Source organism: Arenibacter sp. S6351L, assembly GCF_023016025.1.
Lineage (GTDB): Bacteria > Bacteroidota > Bacteroidia > Flavobacteriales > Flavobacteriaceae > Arenibacter > Arenibacter algicola_B.
Window position 1 is genome coordinate 31,006 of sequence record NZ_JALKBB010000032.1, and the last position, 21,661, is coordinate 52,666.

The following is a 21,661-nucleotide window of genomic DNA, read 5'->3' on the forward strand; positions in this document are numbered from 1 at the left end:
TGCCGTAAAGATAATTTATATTGCTTTGGAAAAAAATGTGTGGTAAAAAAATTCTATTTACAAAATCCCGATGCGGGACCAAATAACATTGTACAAAGGAATCCGATCAAAATTTTATTTCGTTCCAAGTGGACGAATATAGTGGGGCAATTTTGTTCAAAGTTTGCTTAAGCTGTACAATATCCACTTTGGGACCATCGGAAAATACGTTTTGTATTTCTTCCGACTTTGCATCAAAAAAAGTTTGAATTAAAAAAGCGTTGGGATGCCGGCCTCCCATGGTCTCCAGCAAACGCATGGTACCTGCAACTACCTGCTTTCCTGTGCTGTTATTATCTGCCAGGACGTCCAATCCTTTTCTGTGGTAATTGTACATTGCTATTCTGTACTCTCTGTATGAATTGGACAAAAGGTTGTCTACCAACTCAAACCTACTTCTTTGCCCAGATGTCTGTGTCCACCCAGAATAACCTGCACTTTGGGCCAAAGTAACAACTTGTTGTGCCTTTTTATAAAAATCGGTACCGCCCTCCAAAGAAAAAGTGTCCGCATCCAAGCCAAGAATAATGTAGGCATAGTAAGATACGACCCCTACCAAATTGGAAGTTATATTGTTTTCATTTAGGATCAAGGGCTGAAACTCTATATAATCAAAACTGAGCTGATTGTCCTTATAATTAAAAACAGGACTTTCATAGGAGGTATTAAAAACAGGTCTTGACGATTGAATCTGAATATTCCCTTTAAATCTACTGGATTCATACTCCGTAATGGTAATGAACATTTGGGCGTTAACCCTTTCATTTTCCTTATAGACCCGATTGGACCATCTATTCTTATTTACAAAATCATTTAAGGAACGCTCCAGAGTCTTGAAAACTTGTTGATTGGTCTGCCCTACCTGATCAGAATTTATAGTAACCACACAGTTTAACTCCTGAGCTCCCAAGGTTATAGAAGTTACAAAACAAATTATGGCTAAAAATAGATTACGCATGGATCCTGTTGGTGATTTCATTTAAAATATCCGAGGCCACCTCTGCCTTGGTTTTTAACTCAAACGTTTTAATATCCAAATTCTTATCTATGAACGATATTTTATTGGTCAATTTTCCAAAACCCGCACCACTATCGTTCATGGAATTTAAGACAATAGCGTCCAAATTTTTCCGTTTTAATTTTCCTATGGCGTTTTCAACCTCATTTTCTGTTTCCAGGGCAAAACCAACCAGAAACTGATCCTTCTTCATTTCTCCCAAGGAAAAAAGAATATCCTTGTTCTTTACCAAAGTGATGGTAAATTCCTCTGCCGATTTCTTTATTTTCTGTTCGGCCACTAATTTAGGCCTGTAATCAGCCACCGCAGCAGCGCAAATAACGATATCCATTTCCGGGTACAAGGCAACCGTTGCTTTATACATTTCATCGGCCGAAGTTACTTTAACAAGATCTATCTGGGAATGTTGCAGTGTTAAATGGGACGGCCCGGACACCAAATATACCTTGGCCCCAAGTTTGGCTGCATTTTTGGCCAACTCATACCCCATTAAACCCGATGAGTGATTTCCAATAAACCTAACCGGATCAATGGCCTCATAGGTGGGACCGGCCGTTATCAATACTTTCTTATTTCTTAGAGGCAGCCCTTTACCCAGGTGATCATTGAGGAAATCCACAATATCCTCGGGTTCGGCCATGCGGCCCTCCCCTATTAATCCACTGGCCAACTCTCCTGATGTAGCCGGAATCATAATATTACCAAAAGATAATAGCTTTTTAAAGGTTGCTGTAGTGGAAGGATGTTTATACATGTCCAAGTCCATCGCCGGAGCAAAGTAAACAGGGCATTTTGCCGAGAGATAAGTGGCCATCAACAAATTATCGCAGGTACCGTTGGCCATTTTGGACAGGGTATTGGCCGTAGCTGGGGCAATAAGAACTATGTCTGCCCAAAGTCCCAGTTCTACATGATTGTTCCAGGAAACTGTTCCGTTTTCCTCATCTACAAAGGAAGATAGTACGGCATTCTTGGACAGGGTAGCCAAGGTTAAGGGAGAAACAAAAGAGCTGGCGCTTTCCGTTAAAACAACTTTAACGTTAGCGCCAGCTTTAATAAGTAAACGAACTAAAAAGGTGGTTTTATAAGCAGCTATACCCCCAGTAATGCCCAAAAGTATATTCTTACCGCCCAACATCCTTTAAGCGTCTTTCTCTGTATTCCTGTGATAAATTTTATCATCCAACCACTCCTTTACCGCCAATGCATGGGGCTTGGGCAATTTTTCGTAGAATTTAGAAACCTCGATCTGTTCCTTGTTTTCAAAAACTTCCTCCAAACTATCACTGTAGGTAGCAAACTCTTCCAACTTCTCCAAAAGCTCTTTTTTAATTTCAGAATTAATCTGAACAGCTCTTTTGGCAGTTATGGAAATAGCCTCATAGATATTCCCAGTCTTGGCATCGAAATCATTTTTATTGATCGTCACCGTAGAAACAGGAGCCTTCGAGTTTTTTAAATCGTTCATATTCATATCAAATCGTATTTTATTTGGAATAAATTTCTAATTCTTTTTCAACCTTTTCCAAGGTCTTATTTGCATCCTTAAGATACTTGGACTCCGGAAAATATTTTTTGAAAGTCAGATAAGCCGCTTTGGCATCATTCAATCGAGATTTTTTAAGATAATCGAAGCTGTTAAGCGCTAAATTGGTTGACGCATCAAACTTATAATATAGGGCATCTTCGCGATAAACGGAACCTGGGTTGTCTGAAATAAAGTTGTCAAAAGCGGTAACCGCGGGAGTTAAAAAGGTATAATCAAATTCCCCAATAGTATTGAACTGCTTTGCTATCTCGTAGGATTTACGCTCTTTCTTGGTCGTCAATTCCTTGGCCATGATATTGGCTTCTACTAAAAATTCGGATTCTGGGTAGGTATTGATGAAGTTTTGCAACTTTATCAAGGCCTTGTCCGTATCCGTTTGGTCCAAAGAGTATTTAGGGGAAAGCTTGTAATAACTTTTAGCTCCATAAAAGCCAGCCTCTACAGCCTTATCACTTTTAGGATATGATTTTAGGAACCTTTCAAACTGGTAACCTGCCATATTATAGTCCTTGGTCTGAAAATAAGAATCTGCAAGAAAGTACATAACACGTTCTCCTTGTGGCTTACCTATATACTTTGGCGCTATCTGTTCCAACAATCGGTTGGCCCTTTTAAAATCACCGGCATCATAAAATTTTTCAGCCAAATCATATTTGGCCTTAACATCTTCATTTTTAAGTACCTTTTGGTACTCACTACAAGAGCTAAGGATGACAACCAATAATAAAAAGGAAAATAGACGTTTCATTTTTAAAAACATTTTGCAAAATTAAGGATTCTAAACGGATATAAAAAACATTTTTATCACGCTAAAATAGCCCGCCTCTTTACCAACTACAACATTTTTATGCAAGTTTTAACTTTGTTGGTAAAAAATCCAATAATAGATAGTTGTTTTTTACTAAACAACCGTCTTTAGCAAGGTGTTCAAAAAGCTCTTAATGGTTTTTTTAAGGGTTGCAGTGGCCTCTACCAATGGCAACCTTACAACTGCAGTTCCCAGGCCAACAGCTTCCAACAAAGCCTTGATACCTGCGGGATTACCTTCTTTAAAAATTAAATCCATACCGTCCTGAATGGCATAGTGCAACGCAAAGGCCTCCTTGACCCTGCCTGCCAGCCCAAAACGTATCATCTGGGAAAATTCTGAAGGAAGTCCCTGTCCCAAAACAGAAATTACCCCGGAACCACCGGCCAATACCGTAGAAAGTGCGGTAAAATCATCTCCGGAAATTACCATAAAATCTGCAGGTTTATCCTTTATGGTTCGCATTATTTGAACCATATCACCGCAGGCCTCCTTGATTCCCACAATATTGTTAAAATCATTGGCCAATCTCAAAACAGTCTCAGGAAGCATATTGCTCCCTGTCCTACCAGGTACATTGTACAATATGATAGGCTTGGGAGAAGCCAAGGAAATGGCTTTAAAATGCTGATATACCCCCTCTTGTGTGGGTCTATTATAATATGGTGAAACCGATAAAATGGCCACAAAATCCTTTAGATCGGTTTCTTGCAGTTCTTCAACAACAGCCGCAGTGTTGTTACTTCCTATGCCCAAAACCAATGGAAGCCTACCTGCATTGGCATCCACAATAGTATCTATAACCAGTTGTTTTTCTTTTTTGGACAACACAACAGACTCCCCGGTAGTTCCCAAAACAACCAAATAATCTATTCCACCATCCACACAATAATTTACGATTTTTGCCAAAGCTATCGTATCTATAGAAAAATCCTCCTTAAAAGGAGTCACCAGGGCAACACCCGTTCCAACTAACTGTTCCATTATTTAATCTCATTTAAAACCCTCAAATATTTCCGTAACTCCTTTTTAAAAGTTTGGAAATCCTTGATGGGAGTATTCAATATCAAATCATTTAAATTTTTATCCACACCACCAAAACCCACCTTTAGCCTGGCTTTGGTCTTTAACGTCATTAACTGCAATAATAATTTTTCATCCGTATAATAATTAACCAAAAGGTCATATTCCCTATTTAAAAACTCCAAGGCATAGCTGTTTTCAATATTCGCTTTCCATCCCAAATCCTTGTCGGAAAAAACTGGGGTTGAATAAGGGGAGTTTTTATCATAAAATTTCTTGTACCCAATTATTTTTACAGAATTGGGCCTTAGGGAAAATTCATCCACAAACTCATAAAAAGCATTGGCATTTTCAAACGCGTCCAAATCAACAATACAACCAACAGAACTTATACCCTTAACCCGATCAATAGTTTCAGGAGGAGCATTCAACCCCCTCTGTAAATACTTTTTACCGGCTCTAAATTTAATTTTTTCCTTAAGCGTTTTTAAAAACATGTATTTTTACATTTTCAAGATTGTAAATGTAAATAATATCACCTCAATAATTATACGAAGGTAAGAAGTATATGGATTTAAAAAACAAACATTTTGTTATAATTGCAACAATTGTACTCGTCCTGAGTTGCAAGGAATCCGTTCCCAAACTTAGAAATATTGAGGGACAAAGGATTCAGATCAATTACTCTTCCAATCCAAACGATTCCATAGAAAACGTCATAGCACCCTACCGAAACAGGATCAACGAGGTATTGGACAGCGTTTTGGCCTATGCCCCAATGGCCATATCCAAAACAGATGGTACTTTAAATTCTCCCGCAGGCAATTTAATGGCAGACATTGTAATGCAGGAAGTAAACCCCGTTTTTACGGCCAGAACCGGGAAGCAAATAGATTTTGTACTTCTTAACTTTGGAAGTATCCGATCCGTAATATCAGAAGGTGACATTACTGAGCGCACAGCCTACGAGGTAATGCCATTTGAAAACTCGGTAGTTGTTGCTGAATTGGATGGTAAAGCTATCCGGGCAATGGTATCATTTCTGATAAAATCCAGTGTTGCCCACCCTATTTCAGGGATTCAAATAGTCGTAGGTAAAAATAAAAGTTTGCAAGCGGTAAACATTCAAGGAAAACCCTTTGACGAAAACAAGACTTATAATGTTGCCACTTCAGATTATTTGATCACCGGTGGTGATAAAATGGATTTTTTAAAAGAATATATTTCTGTGACCGATTCCGATTATCTAATTAGAAATACCCTGATCGATTATTTTAAGAAAATAGACACCCTTACTGCGGCTACTGATGACCGGTTTATGCAAATCAAATAATTATGGAACGTAGAAAATTTATATCGGATACAGCAGCTTCTGCCGCTTTTATTGGCATAGGCGGACTAACGCTAAATTCTTGCCGAAATTCAGGGAACAAACACATTACTATCTTGCACACCAACGATGTGCATAGCCATATTGACCCCTTTCCAACCAACCATTCGGCCTATCCAAACTTGGGCGGCCTGGCAAGAAGGGCAACTTTGGTGGATCAAATCAGAAAAGAAAACCCGAATACACTATTATTTGATGCTGGCGACATTTTTCAGGGGACACCCTACTTCAATTTTTATGGGGGTGAATTGGAATTTAAACTAATGAGTATGTTAAAGTATGATGCCGCTACCATTGGAAATCATGATTTTGACAACGGCCTTAATGGCCTTTATGCCCAACTGCCCTATGCCTCCTTCGATTTTTTATCCGCCAATTATGACTTTGTAAACACCCTTATGGATGGTCATGTGAAGCCATACAAAACATATATGGTAGACGAAATAAAGATTGGAGTCTTTGGATTAGGAATAGAACTGGCCGGTCTGGTGACCAAAAAGTTGTACCAAGAAACCGTTTATCTGGACCCCATAGAAATTGCGCAGGACATAAGCCGTACCTTAAAGGAGGAGGAAAAATGTGATTTAATTATTTGTCTTTCCCATTTAGGATATCAGTATCAAAACCCTCAAAAACCCGATGACCTAAAGTTGGCGGCCAAGACAGAGAACATTGATCTGATTATTGGAGGCCATACACATACATTCTTGGATAGGCCCACCATAGTAAACAATAGAAAAAACGAACAAATATTAGTAAACCAGGTTGGCTGCTTCGGCATTAATCTAGGCCGAATCGACTTTTATTTTGACAATGGTAAGCAAAACGCTGCTGATGGCGTGTCGATCAAGGTATAACCATAAATTATGATTCAGGAAAAAGGAAAGCCTATAGTTTCAAAGAAAATTATCAAAATACTGGGAGATGACCTTGTAGAGCACACGGACGATATAGCTGTTGAAGAACCCCTTCAAATTAGCATCAGTGTTTTAAATTTGGATTCCCCCCTTACCAATAAAAATATCTCCATTACTATGAGAACGCCGGGCAATGATCAGGACCTGGCCATTGGATTTCTTTTTACAGAGGGCATTATACAAGATTCCAATCAAATAAAAAGGGTTGCCCTTGATGAAAATAGCATAAATGTCCAACTAATTAATTCCGAAAACATAGATCTTGGCAAACTGGAACGGCATTTCTACACCAGCAGTAGTTGCGGAGTTTGCGGCAAAGCCAGTATTGACGCTATAAAAACCATATGTCGCCTACCCCCTTCCCTGGCGGATTTTAAGATCGAAAAAAATCTTATTAAATCCTTTCCCGGCATTCTTCAGCAAGAGCAGAATATTTTTAACAATACCGGAGGCATACACGCAGCAGCACTATTTAATGTTCAGGGCAAATTAATAACAATGCGCGAGGATGTGGGAAGACATAACGCTTTGGACAAAATAATTGGCCATGTACTTACCCAAGACCTATTGCCATTGGACCAACATTTATTATTTCTGAGCGGTCGCGCCAGCTTCGAATTGATCCAAAAAGCAGCCATGGCAGGGATTCACTTTATTATGGCCGTAGGAGCCCCGTCCAGCTTGGCCGTAGAAATGGCCTTGGAACATGATATTACCTTGATAGGATTTCTAAACGAAACCAGGTATAATATCTACACCGGCTCAAAACGGATTAAAATTTAGGAATCTAAACTTTGAGACTGATAGTCGAATACCTAACTTTATAGAATTAGGTATAAAATATTGTTTGAATGAAAATTAGGATACAAGGAAATTCGGTTCGTTATAGACTTACCCGTTCGGAGGTTGAATCTTTGAAGAAAGACGGCTATTACAAGGAACAGACCGCTTTTAATGGCAAGAGTTTTATCTACGCCGTGGCTGCTAAGGAAAACATAACCGGCCTCCAAGCCGAGTTTAAAGGGGACACCATTACCCTGCTTTTACCTAAGAATGAAAGTCTAAAATGGCCTGATAGCGAGCAGGTAGGCTATGAAAACAAGATGGTTTTAAACGATGGACAGGTACTGAATTTATTATTGGAAAAAGATTTTGTTTGTTTGGATGAACGTGTTGAAGATCAATCGGATAATTACCCCAACCCCAAAGCAACAACAAAATAATAATGGCCAAAAATTTAGAAAAACCCAGTCCTAGTCCAACTGCTCCGGCAAAATTAACCGGTCTAAAAACCGCGGAACCCAAAAAAGTAGCTGCAGGTATTCCTGCTGTTATATCATCTGCCAAACATGTTTTTGGCGAAATGGGACTCGGCCGTGGATTAAAAGCACTTGCCAACCTCAACCAAAAAGGCGGAATCGACTGTCCAGGCTGTGCCTGGCCGGACCCGGACGATGAGCGAAGCTCTATAGCAGAATATTGCGAAAATGGCGCCAAGGCCATTGCCGAAGAGGCCACTACCAAAAAACTGGACACCAACTTTTTCAAGGAAAACAGTGTTTCCCAACTTTCCATGCTTTCCGATTACGAAATAGGAAAAAAAGGTAGGTTAGCACAGCCCATGTATTTGCCCGAAGGCTCGGATTACTATCAAGAAATAAGCTGGGAAGAAGCTTTCTCCAAAATAGCAAATCATCTAAATAAATTAAAAAGTCCTGACGAGGCCATATTTTACACCTCGGGAAGGACAAGTAACGAGGCTGCCTTCCTCTACCAACTTTTTGTTAGGGAATACGGTACCAACAATATGCCGGACTGCAGTAATATGTGCCACGAAAGTAGTGGCGTTGCCCTTACCGATACCTTGGGCATAGGCAAAGGCTCTGTAAAACTGGAAGATTTTTACGAAACTGAGGTTATCCTGATCCTGGGGCAAAATCCGGGCACCAATCACCCAAGAATGCTGAGTGCCCTTAAAAAAGCTAAAGAAAATGGAGCCACCATTATCTCAATAAATCCGATTATTGAAACCGGATTGTTAAATTTCAACAATCCCCAGGAAATAAAAGGTGCCCTAGGAATAAAGTCGAAATTAACGGACCTATACCTTCAGGTAAAAATAAATGGGGATATGGCGCTCCTTCAGGCCTTGGCAAAACTTATGATGATCGAGGAGGATAAACGTCCTGGGGCTGTTTTTGATTTGGATTTTATAAAAGAAAAAACCCAAGGTTTTGAAGATTACCTAACACACTTAAAAACACTGGATCTAAATAATTTAATAGCAGAATGTGGAATTCCACTGCAGACCCTGCAGAGTGTGGCCAAAATCTTATGCAACAAAAATAAGATTATTGCTTGCTGGGCTATGGGTCTTACGCAGCACAAAAATTCCGTGAATACTATAAAAGAGGTCGTAAACCTTTTATTATTAAAGGGAAGTATAGGAAAAGCTGGTGCCGGTACCTGTCCCGTTCGTGGTCACAGCAATGTACAGGGAGACCGAACTATGGGTATTTACGAAAAGCCCTCACAATCATTTTTGGACCGGCTGGAGAAAGTATTCCACTTCAACCCACCACGCAAACATGGATTTGACACTGTAGAAAGTATTAAAGCCATGCATTCCGGCAAAGCCAGCGTCTTTTTTGCAATGGGGGGTAATTTCCTATCCGCTACCCCAGACACCCTATTTACTGCCGAAGCGCTTCAAAAATGTGACCTGACCGTACAGGTGTCCACCAAACTAAACCGTAGTCATCTTATCCATGGCAGGGAAGCCATCATACTACCTTGTTTGGGAAGAACGGATAAAGACCTTATCAACGGCGAATTGCAGTTTGTAAGTGTTGAAAATTCTATGGGGGTTGTGCATAGCTCCAAGGGAAGTCTTAAACCCATATCGTCCCAGATGCTAAGCGAACCTGCCATTGTTTGCCAATTGGCCAAGGCCTCCCTAAAAAACTCCAAAGTGGATTGGGAAAAATACCTACAACATTACGACTATATAAGGGACAGTATAGAAGAATGTATTCCTGGATTTGAGAACTACAACCAAAGGGTAAGGCAGCCTTCCGGCTTTTATTTACCCAACGGGGCACGGGACAATTCCTATAATACGACAAGTGGAAAGGCCAATTTTAGCATATCCAATAGTGAGGCCATTGTCTTGGACGAAGATGAACTTTTAATGATGACCATAAGGAGTCATGATCAGTTTAACACCACTATTTATGGACTCAATGATAGTTATAGGGGCATATTTAATGAACGAAGGGTTATTTTGATGCACCCCAAGGATATTGAAAGATACCACCTCAAGGAAAGGGATTTGGTAGACCTTTATAATTTTCACAACAATACGGAAAGGGTAGCGCAAAAGTTCATTGTTTTGCCTTACAATATCCCTGAAAAATGCTGTGCTACCTATTTTCCTGAGGCCAATGTCCTGGTACCTTTAAACAGTACTGCCGATAAGAGCAATACCCCTACTTCCAAATCGGTGGTCATTAAGCTTAAGAAACATTTATCCTAGACTTAAAATGACAATTTAGGGATACACCCAACATTGTTTGTTTTTTTAAAAAAACTATTACATTATATTCAAAAGCCCTAACTTAACAGGCACCAAAAATCTAATATTTATCTTAAACCAATTCCAATGTACAAAACTGCATATATTTCAGTTCTTTTATTGCTATTAACAATAAACACCTATAGCCAAGCCCAGCAACGGGAATATTACCAATTAAAGACCTACCTCATGGATACCGAGGAACAGGAAAATACCACGGACCAATACTTGAGCAAGGCCTTGTTGCCTGCTCTCAAAAAACTGAACATAAAGAACGTGGGTGTTTTTAAGCCAAGAACAATCGACTCCTTAAATCCTAGAAGCATAAAAGTTTTGATCCCCATGAAAGGTCTTGGTGATTTGGAAACAATAGAGACCAAACTTCAAAAGGATAAAGTTTATATGGCAGCAGCCAAAGACTTTTTGGATGCTCCTTATAAAAACCCACCCTATAGCCGGGTTGAATCTGTTCTTTTAAAAGCCTTTGTGGATATGCCCAAGATGAAGCCTTCGCCTTTAAGTGGCCCCCGTAAAGACCGTATCTATGAATTAAGAAGTTATGAATCGGCAACAGAGGCCAAATACATCAACAAAGTAGACATGTTCAATAAAGGTGGGGAAGTAAACCTTTTCGACAATTTAGGCTTTAATGCTGTTTTCTATGGTGAGGTTTTGTCAGGCGCAACAATGCCCAACCTAATGTACATGACCACATTTGAAAATCAGGCTAGTAGGGATGCCCATTGGAAATCCTTTTCCGACTCACCGGTGTGGACCAAAATAAAAACAGACCCCAATTACCAAAACAACGTTTCCAAAAACGTCACCCGCTTTTTCTACCCTACTGAATATTCTGATTATTGATAATAGCTCCGCAGCATTTCCTTAAACAGGAAATAAAGGAGCAAATCATTGTTGGTTGTTGGGGTTAAAAATCCTTTATAACAAAACAGGCCGTGAAACTATATCACGGCCTATTAATTTTATTTAATAAGGACAAAACATTTAGCACGAAACAACCATTACTATCGCTGTTGCGTTAAAAAATATTCCACCAATTGTAGTTGTTCGTCATCCAGGTTTATATCAGGAAATTTCTTTCCGGCCATTCTATACCAATATCCGGCATTAAACTTATCTCCTTCCTTTCGGTGCAGATAGGCATGGATCCAGCTTCCATTGGTATTATGTAGGTCCTGTGCAATATCATGGGAAGACTCCCAATCACCCTTGGCATCGAACCACATGGCGCGTAAAGCTTCAGGCCATGTAGATGGTGCCGATTGTTGCGATAAGCTTGCATTAAACTCGTCAATACTTTTTGGAACGGACATCACACTTTATTTATATGGACAATTAAGCTACGGTATTGGATAGGGTACCGATCGAATCGACCGTAATGTTAACAACATCCCCATGATCCAAGGTAAAAGAATCGGGAGGCACTACTCCTGTACCCGTCATTAAAAGGCTTCCAAAAGGAAAGGACATTTCACGATACAAATAATGAACAAGATCGGTAAGTTTTCTTTTCATTTGACCCACCTCGGTCTCTCCCTCGAACACGGTATTACCTTTACGGACAATTTCAATTTTTATCTTGGTATCCATTGAAATAGGTTCTTTGCTCAGCCAAATACACGGACCTACAGCCGCTGCACCGTCATAACTCTTGGCCTGGGGAAGATATAAGGGATTTTCACCTTCAATATCCCTAGAGCTCATGTCATTACCAATGGTATAACCTATTATTTTTGCATTTGGGGTTATTACCAAAGTCAGTTCCGGTTCCGGAACGTTCCATTTGGAATCCTTTCTGATCCTAACATCCTGCTTATGCCCTACTGCCCGACTAGCCGTACTTTTAAAAAACAATTCCGGCCTATCCGCATTATAGACACGGTCATAAAAATCGCCACCACCTGCATCTTTGGATTCTTCAATGCGGGCTTCCCTACTCTTATAGTATGTTACTCCGGATGCCCAAATTTCTTGGCGTCCCACCGGTGGCATTAAACTGTCGTTCAATATGGTAGCGCTATTTTCAATAGGGTCAAGCTTGGAAATTAAATTTAGTGTATTGTCGTAAATGGCATCATCGGTAATAAATGAATCCCATTCCTTATCGATTAGATAAAATTTCTGGTCATTTTGGATCAAAACTCCTTGGTTGGTCTTATAAACTTTCATTCTATAAAGATTAGATTATTAAACTGATTATGGTTAAAACGATCATCGCAGAAAAGCCCAAAATGGCAGTCCCTAAACTATGTGTTCTATATCCTTGATTTACCTTCATATCACTCATTTGGGTTACTACCCAAAAGAAACTATCGTTGGCATGGGAGACCAGGGATGCACCAGCGCCAATGGCAATGACCGCCAATGCTTTTGAAACCTCGGTATCAAAACCCATTGCAGGCATCAAAGGTGCAATTATCGAAGCTGTTGTAATTATAGCTACCGTAGAGGAACCCTGGGCGGTCTTAATACCTGCAGCAATTAGGAATGGTAGCCATATCCCCAAATTTCCATTGGAGACATTGTTCTCCAGCAAGGAACTAATGTCCGAAGTCTGCAGTACTTTTCCAAATGCCCCTCCGGCCCCTGTTATTAATATAATAATGGCTGCGGAAGTAAGTGCCTCCCCTATCCATCCCGAGGTGCTCAACATTTCCTTATCCAATTTCTTGGGCAGGGTAAAGGACAGTACCATTCCGATCAAAAGGGCCACCACTGGGTTACCCACAAATCCTATGGCATACTTAAAAGTTCCATCCCCAAACGGCATAGTGGGATATTCGGCAAATGACCTCAACACAATAAGAATAATGGGAACTACTATAGGTATAAAGGATTTAAAGACCGATGGTGCGTTTTTTAACTGGGAATTGATCTGCTCCTCCGTAAGCTTTGGCGCGGGATCAATAAAAATTTTAGAACCTATTTTTTTGGCAAATAAAATGCAGACCAATAAGGCCGGTATACTGGTCATTAGGCCGAAGAGGATAACCTGACCCAAATCGGCTCCTAAGATTCCTGCAGCAGCAATGGGTCCGGGAGTTGGGGGCACCATAGTGTGGGAAGCCATTAAACCAAGTGACAAGGCCACCGCTGTTCCCGCCAAGGACAATTTTGCCTTTTTGGTAAGCGCCCTATTTAATGGGGAGACGATAATAAAACCGCTATCGGCAAATACTGGTATGGATACAAAATAACCTATAAAACCCATGGCCATATGTACGCGCTTGGGGCCAATAATCTTTAAGACCAGGTTGGCCAAGGTGTAGGCTCCGCCCGATTTTTCCAGAAAAGTCCCTATAATTAAACCCGCGATAATGATAATCCCAATGCCACCAATGGTGCTTCCAAAACCATCATTAATGGTTTTTATGAGCTCATCCAATGGGAGTCCAGAAAAAATACCAAATAATAAACTAGCGGCAAGCAACGCCAGAAATGGGTGAAGTTTAAAACGGGTCGAAGCCACAATTATGAATGCAATACAAAGCAGAAGAAGTAGTATGGTATACATAATTACGATTTAGTACAAATATCTTTTACCCTCATATACCCTTATTTTTTTTTTACTTCTAGCACTATTCATTTTGTATTCCCCTGGATATATTAATTATAACATATTCAGAAAATCGGTCTCCGAAATAATGGGGACGCCCAAACTTTCGGCCTTGGTCCTTTTGCTGGGACCCATCTTGTCCCCTGCCACAAGATAAGAAGTTTTTGAAGAAATACTAGAGCCTACCTTGCCGCCGTTGTCCTCGATCAATTTTTTAAGTTCATCCCTACTCAAGTTTTCAAACACTCCAGATACCACGAAGGTCTGTCCCTTTAAGAAATCGGTCTGATTCTCCAGTTTATCGGCAGACACTTCAAATTGCACTCCGTACCCCCTTAATCTGGAAATAATTTCCATATTGATCCCGTTCTGAAAAAATGATACCACACTTTCTGCAATACGTTGGCCAATTTCATCGACCGTCATTAATTCCTCCACGGAAGCAATCATGAGGCCATCTATATTTTTATAGGCCCGTGCCAATTTCTTGGCCACGGTTTCCCCTACAAACCTTATGCCCAAGGCAAACAGCACCCTTTCGAATGGAATTTTGACCGATTCGGCAACGCCTTTTACCAGATTTTCGGCCGATTTTTCAGCCATGCGTTCCAGGGGTATCAATTGTTCTTTGGTAAGTAAATAGAGGTCTGCGTAATTCTCAATAAGACCCTCCTTAAAGAGAAGCTCAACGGTTTCCCCTCCAAGACCCTCGATATCCATCGCCTTGCGCGAAATATAATGTTGAATACGGCCCGTAATCTGGGGAGGACATCCATATTCGTTGGGGCAATAATGTTTGGCATCTCCCTCGGTACGTTCCAAGGGGGTATGGCACTCCGGACAATGATCTATGTATTTGGTTGGCTGGGAATGAATAGGTCTTTTAGTAAAATCCACCCCCACTATTTTCGGAATTATTTCTCCGCCTTTTTCCACAAAGACAGTGTCCCCTTCCCTAATATCGAGTTTTTCTATTTGATCTGCATTGTGTAATGATGCCCTTTTTACTGTAGTACCCGCCAGAAGCACTGGCTCCAAATTGGCAACAGGGGTAATAGCCCCAGTACGCCCAACTTGGTAGGTAATTTCATTTAACACCGTGGAGACCTGCTCTGCCTTGAATTTATAGGCCATGGCCCAGCGCGGGGATTTGGAAGTATACCCCAGTTCCTCTTGGTGTTGAATACTATTCACTTTAATGACCACCCCGTCCGTCTCATAGGGCAATTCATGCCTGTGTTTGTCCCAATATTCTATAAACTCCAGAACCTCATCCGTGGTTTTACATAATTTAGCCGCTTTTGGGACTTTAAAACCCCAATATCTTGCTTTCTCCAACATTTGGAATTGGGACTCTATTCCCAAATTTACTCCAACTATACTGTACAATAAGCAGTCCAAGGGCCTTTCGGCGACCAGAGAGCTATCCTGCAATTTTAAACTTCCCGAAGCCGTATTTCTAGGGTTCATATAGGGATCTTCCCCATTCTCTATCCTCTCTTGGTTCATTTTTGCAAAACCCTCGAAAGGCAGTACTATCTCCCCACGAATATCGAATTTGGGAGGATAATCACCTTTTAATTGTAAGGGAACCGATCTAATGGTCTTTATATTGCTGGTAACATCATCCCCTTGAAATCCGTCGCCACGGGTCAACCCCCTTACCAACTGCCCATCTACATACGTTAAACTAATGGAAGCCCCATCATATTTGAGTTCACAAGTAAATTCAACTGGGGCATCACCCAATATTTTTTGAATTCTTTTTTCCCAATCTTCCAAATCTTCTTTGGAGTATGAATTGTCCAAGGAATACATGCGGTGCTCATGAACCACCGTTTCAAAATTTTTGGTAATTGTCCCACCCACCCTTAAGGTAGGGGAACTAGGGTCATAAAATTCGGGATGTTCTGCTTCAAGAGCTTGTAGCTCCTTTAGTTTCATATCAAACTCAAAGTCGGAAATAGTGGCATTGTCCAATACATAATAATTATAATTATGCTCCCGTAACTCTGTTCTAAGGTTTTCTATTTTTTGTTTGATTTCCATTTATAGCTGATCCTTTTTAATCCATTTTGGCAATGGCAAGGGTTGGTAATTTTTCATTTTATGTAAAAGTCCGTCAATAGAATTATCAACCAACAAAATATCATAATATTCCTGCTTCAAAAATCCTTTACTTACCATGGTACGCAACATAGCGAGCAATTCATCATAAAACCCATTAATATTTAAAAGGCCAATAGGTTTTTGATGCAGCCCAAGTTGAGCCCAGGTAATCATCTCAAATAGCTCCTCCATGGTACCATACCCCCCTGGAAGCGTAATAATTCCGTCGGAGAGGTCATGCATCCTTAATTTTCGTTGATGCATATTTTCAGTAATTATAAGTTTGGTAAGTCCTGTATGAAATACTTCCTTTAATTTTAAAAAATCGGGGATAACACCTATAACCTTGCCCTTATGGTCCAGGGCTCCCTGCGCCAACCTACCCATAATACCTATTTTTGCGGCACCATAGACCAATGTAATACCCTCCGTTGCAAAAATTGCTCCCAACTCATAAGCACATTCCACTATTTCCGGGTCATTGCCCTCACTACTTCCACAAAATACGACTATGCTCTCCATAAATTATTGAACTTTCCACTTAGGAAAATATTAGTGACTATATCTTTTTTAATTCCCCGGGCTTGCAGGGTGCCATGGCCATGGCTGCTATTTCCACCTATTCAATTAGGATTGAGCTGCCCTTTTAACATTCTGTCATTTCCAAACATATCTTTTCTGAGTTCAATTTCGGAAAAATTTTCCGCTTCCAGAAGTTGTTTCATTTCTTCGCCAAGATATTGATTTATCTCAAAAAATAGGACCCCACTTTTCTCTAGGTGACTCAAGGCAAAGCGTGTTATTTTTTTGTAGAAAACCAAAGGATCCTGATCGGAAACAAAAAGAGCCAAACCGGGTTCGTGCTCCACGACATTATTTTTCATTTCCAATTTCTCCAATTCCCTAACATAGGGAGGGTTGGATACTATCACATCAAATTTATCTTTAAATCCCTCAATAGATAAAATATCCGCTTCCAAAAAGACTATGTCCACATCATTTGCCATAGCGTTCTGTTCTGCCACCTGCAACGCCTTTTTTGATATATCCAGGGCATACACTTTGGCATTGGGCAAGTTTTTGGCCAGGGAGATGGCAATACAACCACTACCTGTACCTATATCCAGTATTTTTATCTCTTCCAGGGAATTCTGGGTACCAATCTCATTTATAATCCAATAAACCAATTCCTCCGTTTCGGGCCTGGGTATCAAAACGTCTTCATCCACACGAAACTCAAGTTCACAAAAATGGGCCTTCCCTAAAATGTATTGAATAGGACGTTCTTGTTTTAATTGGCTCAATGCATAAAACAATGGTTCCTCATTATCTTTGGACACCACAAGATTAGGTTGCACGGCCAAAACAAACCTTTCCAAACCCAAATAATGATCTATTACCAAATAAAAGAAACTATCCACCTCCTCTTTTGGAAAAAGAGGGTCTAGTTCTAAATGGTAAATGTTTTTAATTTCTTTTAATAACATTCTCAATTTTTGGCAAACATTGTAATCATCATGTACCCAAAAATGGATCCATAATGGTTAAAACTATGTCTATAAACTTTTAAGCATCCAAACAGGACAGGAATAATGACCGGTATTACCCATTGGCTCTTTTATATAATGAAACCCGGTCTTTAAATATAATTTTTGAGCGTCTTCCATATAGGGCATGGTTTCCAAATAACAGTGTTCATAGCCATATTCGGTAGCTCTATCCAGACATAGATTGATCATTTTAACCCCCAATCCCCTTCCCCTTGCCTCTTCCAGGAAATACATTTTCTGCAATTCGCATACGTTGCCATCGTAATTCTCCAACTGGGCAATTCCGGCACAACCAATAATCTTACCGTTTTCCTCTACCACAAAATAATCGGCCCTTGGCACGTCATAATTTTCAAACATTCGATCCAAGGCTTTATCGGCATAAGCGGTACCCACTTTAGGAACTCCCAGGTCTTCTAGAACTTTTCTGATTACCCTGGCAACCTCCTCATTGTCATTGGACTGAATTTCCCTTATCGTAGTGACTAACATATGATTACCAATAATCTACTTATATTGTTCTATTTTTACGAGGTGAAGATACACGAAAAATATATTTCAAGATGTATACAGCTGGCCAAAAATGGCCTGGGAACTACCTTTCCCAATCCTATGGTGGGCAGTGTTATTGTACATAAAGGCAAAATTATAGGAGAGGGCTACACCAGTCCCTATGGTGGTGCACATGCAGAGGTAAATGCTGTAAATTCAGTGAAGGACAAGAAGCTTCTAACAGAAGTTACATTATATGTTACCCTGGAACCATGTTCCCATTATGGAAAAACACCTCCATGTGCAGACCTTATTATTAAGCATCAGATTCCCAATGTTGTTATAGGCCTTTTGGATCCACATGAAAAAGTTGCCGGCAAGGGTGTGGAAAAACTAAAAGCTGCAGGCTGCAATGTTATCGTGGGTGTCCTGGAAAAAGAATGCAGGGAACACCATAAACGGTTTTTGACCTATCATATCAAAAAGAGACCATATATTATTTTGAAATGGGCAGAAACAGCCGATGGCTTCATAGCTCCCAGCCAAGATAAAAGACGTAACAATCCCGAACCATATTGGATCAGCAATCCATACTCCCAACAACTGGTCCACCAATGGCGTAGTCAGGAACAGGCTATTTTGGTCGGGACCAATACAGTATTGGCCGATAACCCCAAGTTAAACGTTCGGCATTGGAAAGGGCAGAATCCAATTAGAATTGTTTTGGACAGGGAGTTGAAAATCAGCAATAAACACAATGTTTTGGATGGAAGCATAAAAACCATCATCATCACCGCCCATCTGCCCAAAAATCCACAACACGGAATTACATATGAGGTTATTGATTTTGAAAATAATTTGGCTATCCAAATTTGTACCATCCTACATAAACATGAAATTCTAAGCGTTATCATTGAAGGAGGAGCCAAAACACTACAAAGCTTTATAGACTCTCAATTATGGGACGAGGCCAGGATCTTTAAGGGCAAGAGTCAATTTGAGGAAGGCCTGAAATCTCCTAGAATCCATGGCTTCCTAGAAAAGGAAACGCAAATAGAATCGGACATACTAACACTCTTAAAACATGATTAAAAACATCATATTCGATTTTGGGGACATCTTCATCAACCTGGACAAACAGGTAGTTTTTAGAGCATTGCAAGATAATGGCATCCAAGAATTTTTACCGAAATACCATACTATTAACGAGGACTTCGAAGTTGGTAAAATTAGTCCACAGGAATTTGTAGAGAGACTACAACCTGATTTTCCACACCTTAGTCTACAGGCTATTACCGATATTTGGAATTCCATGTTATTGGATTTCCCAGAATATCGCCTGAACTTTCTGGAAAACTTGGCAAAAGAAAACAGGTATAGATTATTCCTTTTAAGCAATACCAATGCCTTGCACATTCCACATGTAACCAAGATTATGGGCAATGAAAGTTTTGATCGATTTAAAAATTTGTTTGAACAGTTTTATTTATCACACGAAATCCAATTGAGAAAACCAAACCACGAAGTATTTCAATTTGTTCTGGAACAAAATAATTTAAACCCGCAGCATACACTGTTTATTGACGACACCAAAGAAAATACAGATGCGGCCAATGAATTAGGTATAAAAACCTGGAACCTTTTGGTGGGCAAGGAAGATGTGGTTCATTTAAAGGATAGACTTTAGTATGTTGGACCTTGGATTAAGTATTCTGTTTTCCAGCTTAATTTTTGTGGTGTTTAAATTGTTCGACACCTATAAGATTCAGACTCTTTACGCCATCATAATCAACTATGTGGTAGCCTCTGCAGTAGGAATGTTTTTTTATGAAAAAAAAATTGAACTGTTCGACATTCCGGCGAAACCATGGTTTCTGGGAACTTTGGTATTGGGCGTATTGTTCATAGTCGTATTTAACCTTATGGCCGCCACCTCTCAAAAAAGTGGAGTCTCAGTGGCATCGGTTGCTACAAAAATGTCCTTGGTAATACCAGTAATATTTGGTTTGCTGGTATATAATGAAAAACTGGGAGCTTTAAAATCCATAGGTATTCTATTGGCCTTGGCCGCCGTATACTTTGCATCTGTAAAAGAAAAGGATATCCCGCTTAAAAAAAATATCATTATACTGCCCGCTCTGGTTTTTATTGGTTCCGGGATAATAGACACCAGTATTAAGTATTTGGAGGAGACCTTGGTCCCAAACGAGGAGTTCCCGCTATTTTCAGCGGTGGTTTTTGGTTCTGCCGCATGTACAGGCATTGTCTTTATTGTTATCAAGTCCTTCAAGAAACGGTTAGCACCCAATATAACGACTGCAATCGGAGGAATTACCCTGGGCATTCTAAATTATTTTTCGATATTTTACCTATTGCGCGCACTACAGCACAAGAACCTAAATAGTGCCTCTGTCTTTACCATTAACAATGTAGCCATAGTTATGTTTTCTACACTTTTAGGGGTTGTTTTGTTCAAGGAGCGTATTAGCATCAAAAATTGGATGGGAATAACACTGGCCATTATCAGCATTTTCCTAGTGGCTTTTTTTTAATATATCTATATGGAGTTGGACGTTTACAAAACCTTAAAAGCACCTTCGGAGGAAATTTTGTTCAAAGAACGCAAAAGCAAGTTTTTTGGTTACGCCTACCCAATACAGCATGAGGACGAGGTAAAACCCATTATTGAGGAGTTAAAAAAACAACACCATACCGCCAACCATGTCTGCTATGCCTGGCAATTGGGGTTTGAGGATATTAATTACCGGGCCAACGACGATGGTGAACCCAATAATTCCGCAGGAATGCCTATATACGGACAAATACAGTCTTTTGGAGTAACCAACGTCCTAGTAGCCGTAGCCCGTATCTTTGGCGGCACCAAACTAGGGGTCGGCGGCTTAATATCTGCTTATAGAACAGCTGCGCAAATGGCACTGGATTCAGCGGAAATTATAGAAAAGACTTTACAGCAACGATATATACTTAGTTTTGAATATTCGGAAATGGACAAGGTTATGCGAACCTTAAAGCAGCATCAAATGGAAATTGTTGCCCAGAAAATGGAAATGGATTGCACAATTGAGATATCCGTTAGGAAAAACGATGCCCTACTTACCGAAAATATTTTCACGGCAATGTATCCCGTGAAAATTAAAAAACTAGATGTCTAGCTTATCCAGAATATAATCTGGACATTTTATGGGCTTATTGGTTTTCATATCCATAAATGCCAGAACCGTGTTGGCCTCTATTAACAACTCTTTGGCCTCATTTCGTATCTCATAGTCAAATTCTATTCTCACCATAGGCCGCTTGCGGATAAAAGTTGTAACCGTTAAAAGATCGTCGTACACTGCCGATTTCTTAAATAAAATATTTAAAGAAATTACAGGCAACATTATTCCGTTTTCCTCCATCTTTTTGTAGGAAATGCCCATAGACCTTAACCACTCAACCCGTCCCATCTCCAGATATTGCGCGTAATTCCCATGATAAACCACGCCCATTTGATCTGTTTCGCCATACCTGACCCTAAAAGAAAATTCATTAAAATCCATGTTATTCCGTGTAAAACCTTTATATTTAAAAGTGTGAAAATACTGTGGTACAACA

The 21,661-nt window shown here is 40.0% G+C and carries 24 protein-coding genes; 10 read left to right on the top strand and 14 right to left on the bottom strand.

The features are described 5' to 3' along the window. Positions 1-106: 106 nt before the first annotated feature. The 6 genes from MWU82_RS20440 to MWU82_RS20465 all read right to left on the bottom strand — a co-directional run bounded on the left by MWU82_RS20440 (position 107) and on the right by MWU82_RS20465 (position 4,934). Positions 107-997, bottom strand: coding sequence for a DUF4835 family protein (locus tag MWU82_RS20440; protein WP_215946242.1), 891 nt, complete (start codon positions 995-997; stop codon positions 107-109). Further along, positions 990-2,195 carry a bifunctional phosphopantothenoylcysteine decarboxylase/phosphopantothenate--cysteine ligase CoaBC gene (gene coaBC, locus MWU82_RS20445; RefSeq protein ID WP_247097736.1) on the bottom strand — a complete coding sequence of 402 codons (1,206 nt, stop codon included), beginning with the start codon at positions 2,193-2,195 and terminating at the stop codon, positions 990-992. Before coaBC ends, MWU82_RS20440 begins: the two co-directional genes overlap by 8 nt. Before the next feature lie 3 nt (positions 2,196-2,198). Then, complete coding sequence (locus MWU82_RS20450) at positions 2,199-2,531, bottom strand: DNA-directed RNA polymerase subunit omega (protein WP_072864859.1); 333 nt, start codon at positions 2,529-2,531, stop codon at positions 2,199-2,201. Between the two features lie 13 nt (positions 2,532-2,544). Continuing rightward, the gene (gene bamD / locus MWU82_RS20455) at positions 2,545-3,366 is read right to left on the bottom strand and encodes an outer membrane protein assembly factor BamD (protein ID WP_247097737.1); all 822 of its coding nucleotides are present in this window, start codon (positions 3,364-3,366) and stop codon (positions 2,545-2,547) included. A 141-nt stretch (positions 3,367-3,507) separates the two neighbouring features. Next, positions 3,508-4,398, bottom strand: coding sequence for a 4-hydroxy-tetrahydrodipicolinate synthase (dapA, locus tag MWU82_RS20460; protein WP_247097738.1), 891 nt, complete (start codon positions 4,396-4,398; stop codon positions 3,508-3,510). Beyond that, complete coding sequence (locus MWU82_RS20465) at positions 4,398-4,934, bottom strand: hypothetical protein (protein ID WP_215946246.1); 537 nt, start codon at positions 4,932-4,934, stop codon at positions 4,398-4,400. Before MWU82_RS20465 ends, dapA begins: the two co-directional genes overlap by 1 nt. A gap of 71 nt (positions 4,935-5,005) precedes the next feature. Between MWU82_RS20465 and MWU82_RS20470 the strand changes: the two genes are divergently transcribed. From MWU82_RS20470 to MWU82_RS20495, 6 genes are all read left to right on the top strand, one after another. Next, positions 5,006-5,770, top strand: coding sequence for a 5'-nucleotidase (locus tag MWU82_RS20470; protein ID WP_247097739.1), 765 nt, complete (start codon positions 5,006-5,008; stop codon positions 5,768-5,770). Positions 5,771-5,772: 2 nt separating this feature from the next. Continuing rightward, positions 5,773-6,684 (top strand): metallophosphatase, encoded by a 912-nt coding sequence (locus MWU82_RS20475; protein WP_247097740.1) that lies wholly within the window; start codon positions 5,773-5,775, stop codon positions 6,682-6,684. 9 nt (positions 6,685-6,693) lie between these two features. After that, complete coding sequence (gene fdhD / locus MWU82_RS20480) at positions 6,694-7,527, top strand: formate dehydrogenase accessory sulfurtransferase FdhD (protein ID WP_247097741.1); 834 nt, start codon at positions 6,694-6,696, stop codon at positions 7,525-7,527. A 68-nt stretch (positions 7,528-7,595) separates the two neighbouring features. Beyond that, entirely contained in the window at positions 7,596-7,967 is a 372-nt protein-coding gene (locus MWU82_RS20485) for a hypothetical protein (protein WP_247097742.1), read from the top strand. A 2-nt stretch (positions 7,968-7,969) separates the two neighbouring features. Further along, positions 7,970-10,279 (top strand): FdhF/YdeP family oxidoreductase, encoded by a 2,310-nt coding sequence (locus MWU82_RS20490; RefSeq protein WP_247097743.1) that lies wholly within the window; start codon positions 7,970-7,972, stop codon positions 10,277-10,279. Between the two features lie 126 nt (positions 10,280-10,405). Beyond that, positions 10,406-11,182: an NIPSNAP family protein gene (locus tag MWU82_RS20495; RefSeq protein WP_215946252.1), complete on the top strand. Its 777-nt coding sequence runs from the start codon at positions 10,406-10,408 to the stop codon at positions 11,180-11,182. A 161-nt stretch (positions 11,183-11,343) separates the two neighbouring features. Here the strand turns inward: MWU82_RS20495 and MWU82_RS20500 are convergent, their stop codons facing one another. The 7 genes from MWU82_RS20500 to MWU82_RS20530 all read right to left on the bottom strand — a co-directional run bounded on the left by MWU82_RS20500 (position 11,344) and on the right by MWU82_RS20530 (position 18,046). Next, a complete protein-coding gene (locus MWU82_RS20500) occupies positions 11,344-11,652 on the bottom strand; it encodes a hypothetical protein (protein ID WP_215946253.1) in 309 nt (102 codons plus the stop codon). A 22-nt stretch (positions 11,653-11,674) separates the two neighbouring features. Continuing rightward, on the bottom strand, positions 11,675-12,508 hold the full coding sequence (locus tag MWU82_RS20505; RefSeq protein WP_215946254.1) for a fumarylacetoacetate hydrolase family protein: 834 nt from the start codon (positions 12,506-12,508) through the stop codon (positions 11,675-11,677). Between the two features lie 10 nt (positions 12,509-12,518). Beyond that, positions 12,519-13,853, bottom strand: coding sequence for a Na+/H+ antiporter NhaC family protein (locus MWU82_RS20510; RefSeq protein WP_247097744.1), 1,335 nt, complete (start codon positions 13,851-13,853; stop codon positions 12,519-12,521). A gap of 96 nt (positions 13,854-13,949) precedes the next feature. Then, complete coding sequence (gene ligA / locus MWU82_RS20515; RefSeq protein ID WP_215946256.1) at positions 13,950-15,944, bottom strand: NAD-dependent DNA ligase LigA; 1,995 nt, start codon at positions 15,942-15,944, stop codon at positions 13,950-13,952. Next, positions 15,945-16,526: a TIGR00730 family Rossman fold protein gene (locus MWU82_RS20520; protein ID WP_215946257.1), complete on the bottom strand. Its 582-nt coding sequence runs from the start codon at positions 16,524-16,526 to the stop codon at positions 15,945-15,947. A 101-nt stretch (positions 16,527-16,627) separates the two neighbouring features. Further along, positions 16,628-17,491, bottom strand: coding sequence for a peptide chain release factor N(5)-glutamine methyltransferase (gene prmC / locus MWU82_RS20525; RefSeq protein WP_215946258.1), 864 nt, complete (start codon positions 17,489-17,491; stop codon positions 16,628-16,630). Between the two features lie 69 nt (positions 17,492-17,560). Next, positions 17,561-18,046 (bottom strand): GNAT family N-acetyltransferase, encoded by a 486-nt coding sequence (locus tag MWU82_RS20530; protein ID WP_215946259.1) that lies wholly within the window; start codon positions 18,044-18,046, stop codon positions 17,561-17,563. 42 nt (positions 18,047-18,088) lie between these two features. Between MWU82_RS20530 and ribD the strand changes: the two genes are divergently transcribed. The 4 genes from ribD to MWU82_RS20550 are packed head-to-tail and all read left to right on the top strand — an operon-like array spanning position 18,089 to position 21,219. Continuing rightward, complete coding sequence (gene ribD, locus MWU82_RS20535) at positions 18,089-19,138, top strand: bifunctional diaminohydroxyphosphoribosylaminopyrimidine deaminase/5-amino-6-(5-phosphoribosylamino)uracil reductase RibD (RefSeq protein WP_247097754.1); 1,050 nt, start codon at positions 18,089-18,091, stop codon at positions 19,136-19,138. Beyond that, positions 19,131-19,733: an HAD family phosphatase gene (locus MWU82_RS20540; protein WP_247097745.1), complete on the top strand. Its 603-nt coding sequence runs from the start codon at positions 19,131-19,133 to the stop codon at positions 19,731-19,733. The genes ribD and MWU82_RS20540 overlap by 8 nt, the downstream gene beginning before the upstream one ends. Before the next feature lies 1 nt (position 19,734). After that, on the top strand, positions 19,735-20,598 hold the full coding sequence (locus tag MWU82_RS20545) for a DMT family transporter (protein WP_247097746.1): 864 nt from the start codon (positions 19,735-19,737) through the stop codon (positions 20,596-20,598). Positions 20,599-20,607: 9 nt separating this feature from the next. Beyond that, positions 20,608-21,219 (top strand): YigZ family protein, encoded by a 612-nt coding sequence (locus MWU82_RS20550; RefSeq protein WP_247097747.1) that lies wholly within the window; start codon positions 20,608-20,610, stop codon positions 21,217-21,219. Here MWU82_RS20550 and MWU82_RS20555 read toward each other — a convergent pair. Then, entirely contained in the window at positions 21,208-21,606 is a 399-nt protein-coding gene (locus MWU82_RS20555) for a thioesterase family protein (RefSeq protein ID WP_215946263.1), read from the bottom strand. The two genes, MWU82_RS20550 and MWU82_RS20555, sit on opposite strands and share 12 nt — an antisense overlap. Between the last annotated feature and the right edge of the window lie 55 nt (positions 21,607-21,661).

Bases quoted from the DNA above. Each gene is read 5' to 3' on its own strand.
- MWU82_RS20440 (WP_215946242.1), bottom strand. From the start codon at position 997: ATGCGTAATCTATTTTTAGCCATAATTTGTTTTGTAACTTCTATAACC.
- coaBC (WP_247097736.1), bottom strand. From the start codon at position 2,195: ATGTTGGGCGGTAAGAATATACTTTTGGGCATTACTGGGGGTATAGCT.
- MWU82_RS20450 (WP_072864859.1), bottom strand. From the start codon at position 2,531: ATGAATATGAACGATTTAAAAAACTCGAAGGCTCCTGTTTCTACGGTG.
- bamD (WP_247097737.1), bottom strand. From the start codon at position 3,366: ATGTTTTTAAAAATGAAACGTCTATTTTCCTTTTTATTATTGGTTGTC.
- dapA (WP_247097738.1), bottom strand. From the start codon at position 4,398: ATGGAACAGTTAGTTGGAACGGGTGTTGCCCTGGTGACTCCTTTTAAG.
- MWU82_RS20465 (WP_215946246.1), bottom strand. From the start codon at position 4,934: ATGTTTTTAAAAACGCTTAAGGAAAAAATTAAATTTAGAGCCGGTAAA.
- MWU82_RS20470 (WP_247097739.1), top strand. From the start codon at position 5,006: ATGGATTTAAAAAACAAACATTTTGTTATAATTGCAACAATTGTACTC.
- MWU82_RS20475 (WP_247097740.1), top strand. From the start codon at position 5,773: ATGGAACGTAGAAAATTTATATCGGATACAGCAGCTTCTGCCGCTTTT.
- fdhD (WP_247097741.1), top strand. From the start codon at position 6,694: ATGATTCAGGAAAAAGGAAAGCCTATAGTTTCAAAGAAAATTATCAAA.
- MWU82_RS20485 (WP_247097742.1), top strand. From the start codon at position 7,596: ATGAAAATTAGGATACAAGGAAATTCGGTTCGTTATAGACTTACCCGT.
- MWU82_RS20490 (WP_247097743.1), top strand. From the start codon at position 7,970: ATGGCCAAAAATTTAGAAAAACCCAGTCCTAGTCCAACTGCTCCGGCA.
- MWU82_RS20495 (WP_215946252.1), top strand. From the start codon at position 10,406: ATGTACAAAACTGCATATATTTCAGTTCTTTTATTGCTATTAACAATA.
- MWU82_RS20500 (WP_215946253.1), bottom strand. From the start codon at position 11,652: ATGTCCGTTCCAAAAAGTATTGACGAGTTTAATGCAAGCTTATCGCAA.
- MWU82_RS20505 (WP_215946254.1), bottom strand. From the start codon at position 12,508: ATGAAAGTTTATAAGACCAACCAAGGAGTTTTGATCCAAAATGACCAG.
- MWU82_RS20510 (WP_247097744.1), bottom strand. From the start codon at position 13,853: ATGTATACCATACTACTTCTTCTGCTTTGTATTGCATTCATAATTGTG.
- ligA (WP_215946256.1), bottom strand. From the start codon at position 15,944: ATGGAAATCAAACAAAAAATAGAAAACCTTAGAACAGAGTTACGGGAG.
- MWU82_RS20520 (WP_215946257.1), bottom strand. From the start codon at position 16,526: ATGGAGAGCATAGTCGTATTTTGTGGAAGTAGTGAGGGCAATGACCCG.
- prmC (WP_215946258.1), bottom strand. From the start codon at position 17,491: ATGTTATTAAAAGAAATTAAAAACATTTACCATTTAGAACTAGACCCT.
- MWU82_RS20530 (WP_215946259.1), bottom strand. From the start codon at position 18,046: ATGTTAGTCACTACGATAAGGGAAATTCAGTCCAATGACAATGAGGAG.
- MWU82_RS20540 (WP_247097745.1), top strand. From the start codon at position 19,131: ATGATTAAAAACATCATATTCGATTTTGGGGACATCTTCATCAACCTG.
- MWU82_RS20545 (WP_247097746.1), top strand. From the start codon at position 19,735: ATGTTGGACCTTGGATTAAGTATTCTGTTTTCCAGCTTAATTTTTGTG.
- MWU82_RS20550 (WP_247097747.1), top strand. From the start codon at position 20,608: ATGGAGTTGGACGTTTACAAAACCTTAAAAGCACCTTCGGAGGAAATT.
- MWU82_RS20555 (WP_215946263.1), bottom strand. From the start codon at position 21,606: ATGGATTTTAATGAATTTTCTTTTAGGGTCAGGTATGGCGAAACAGAT.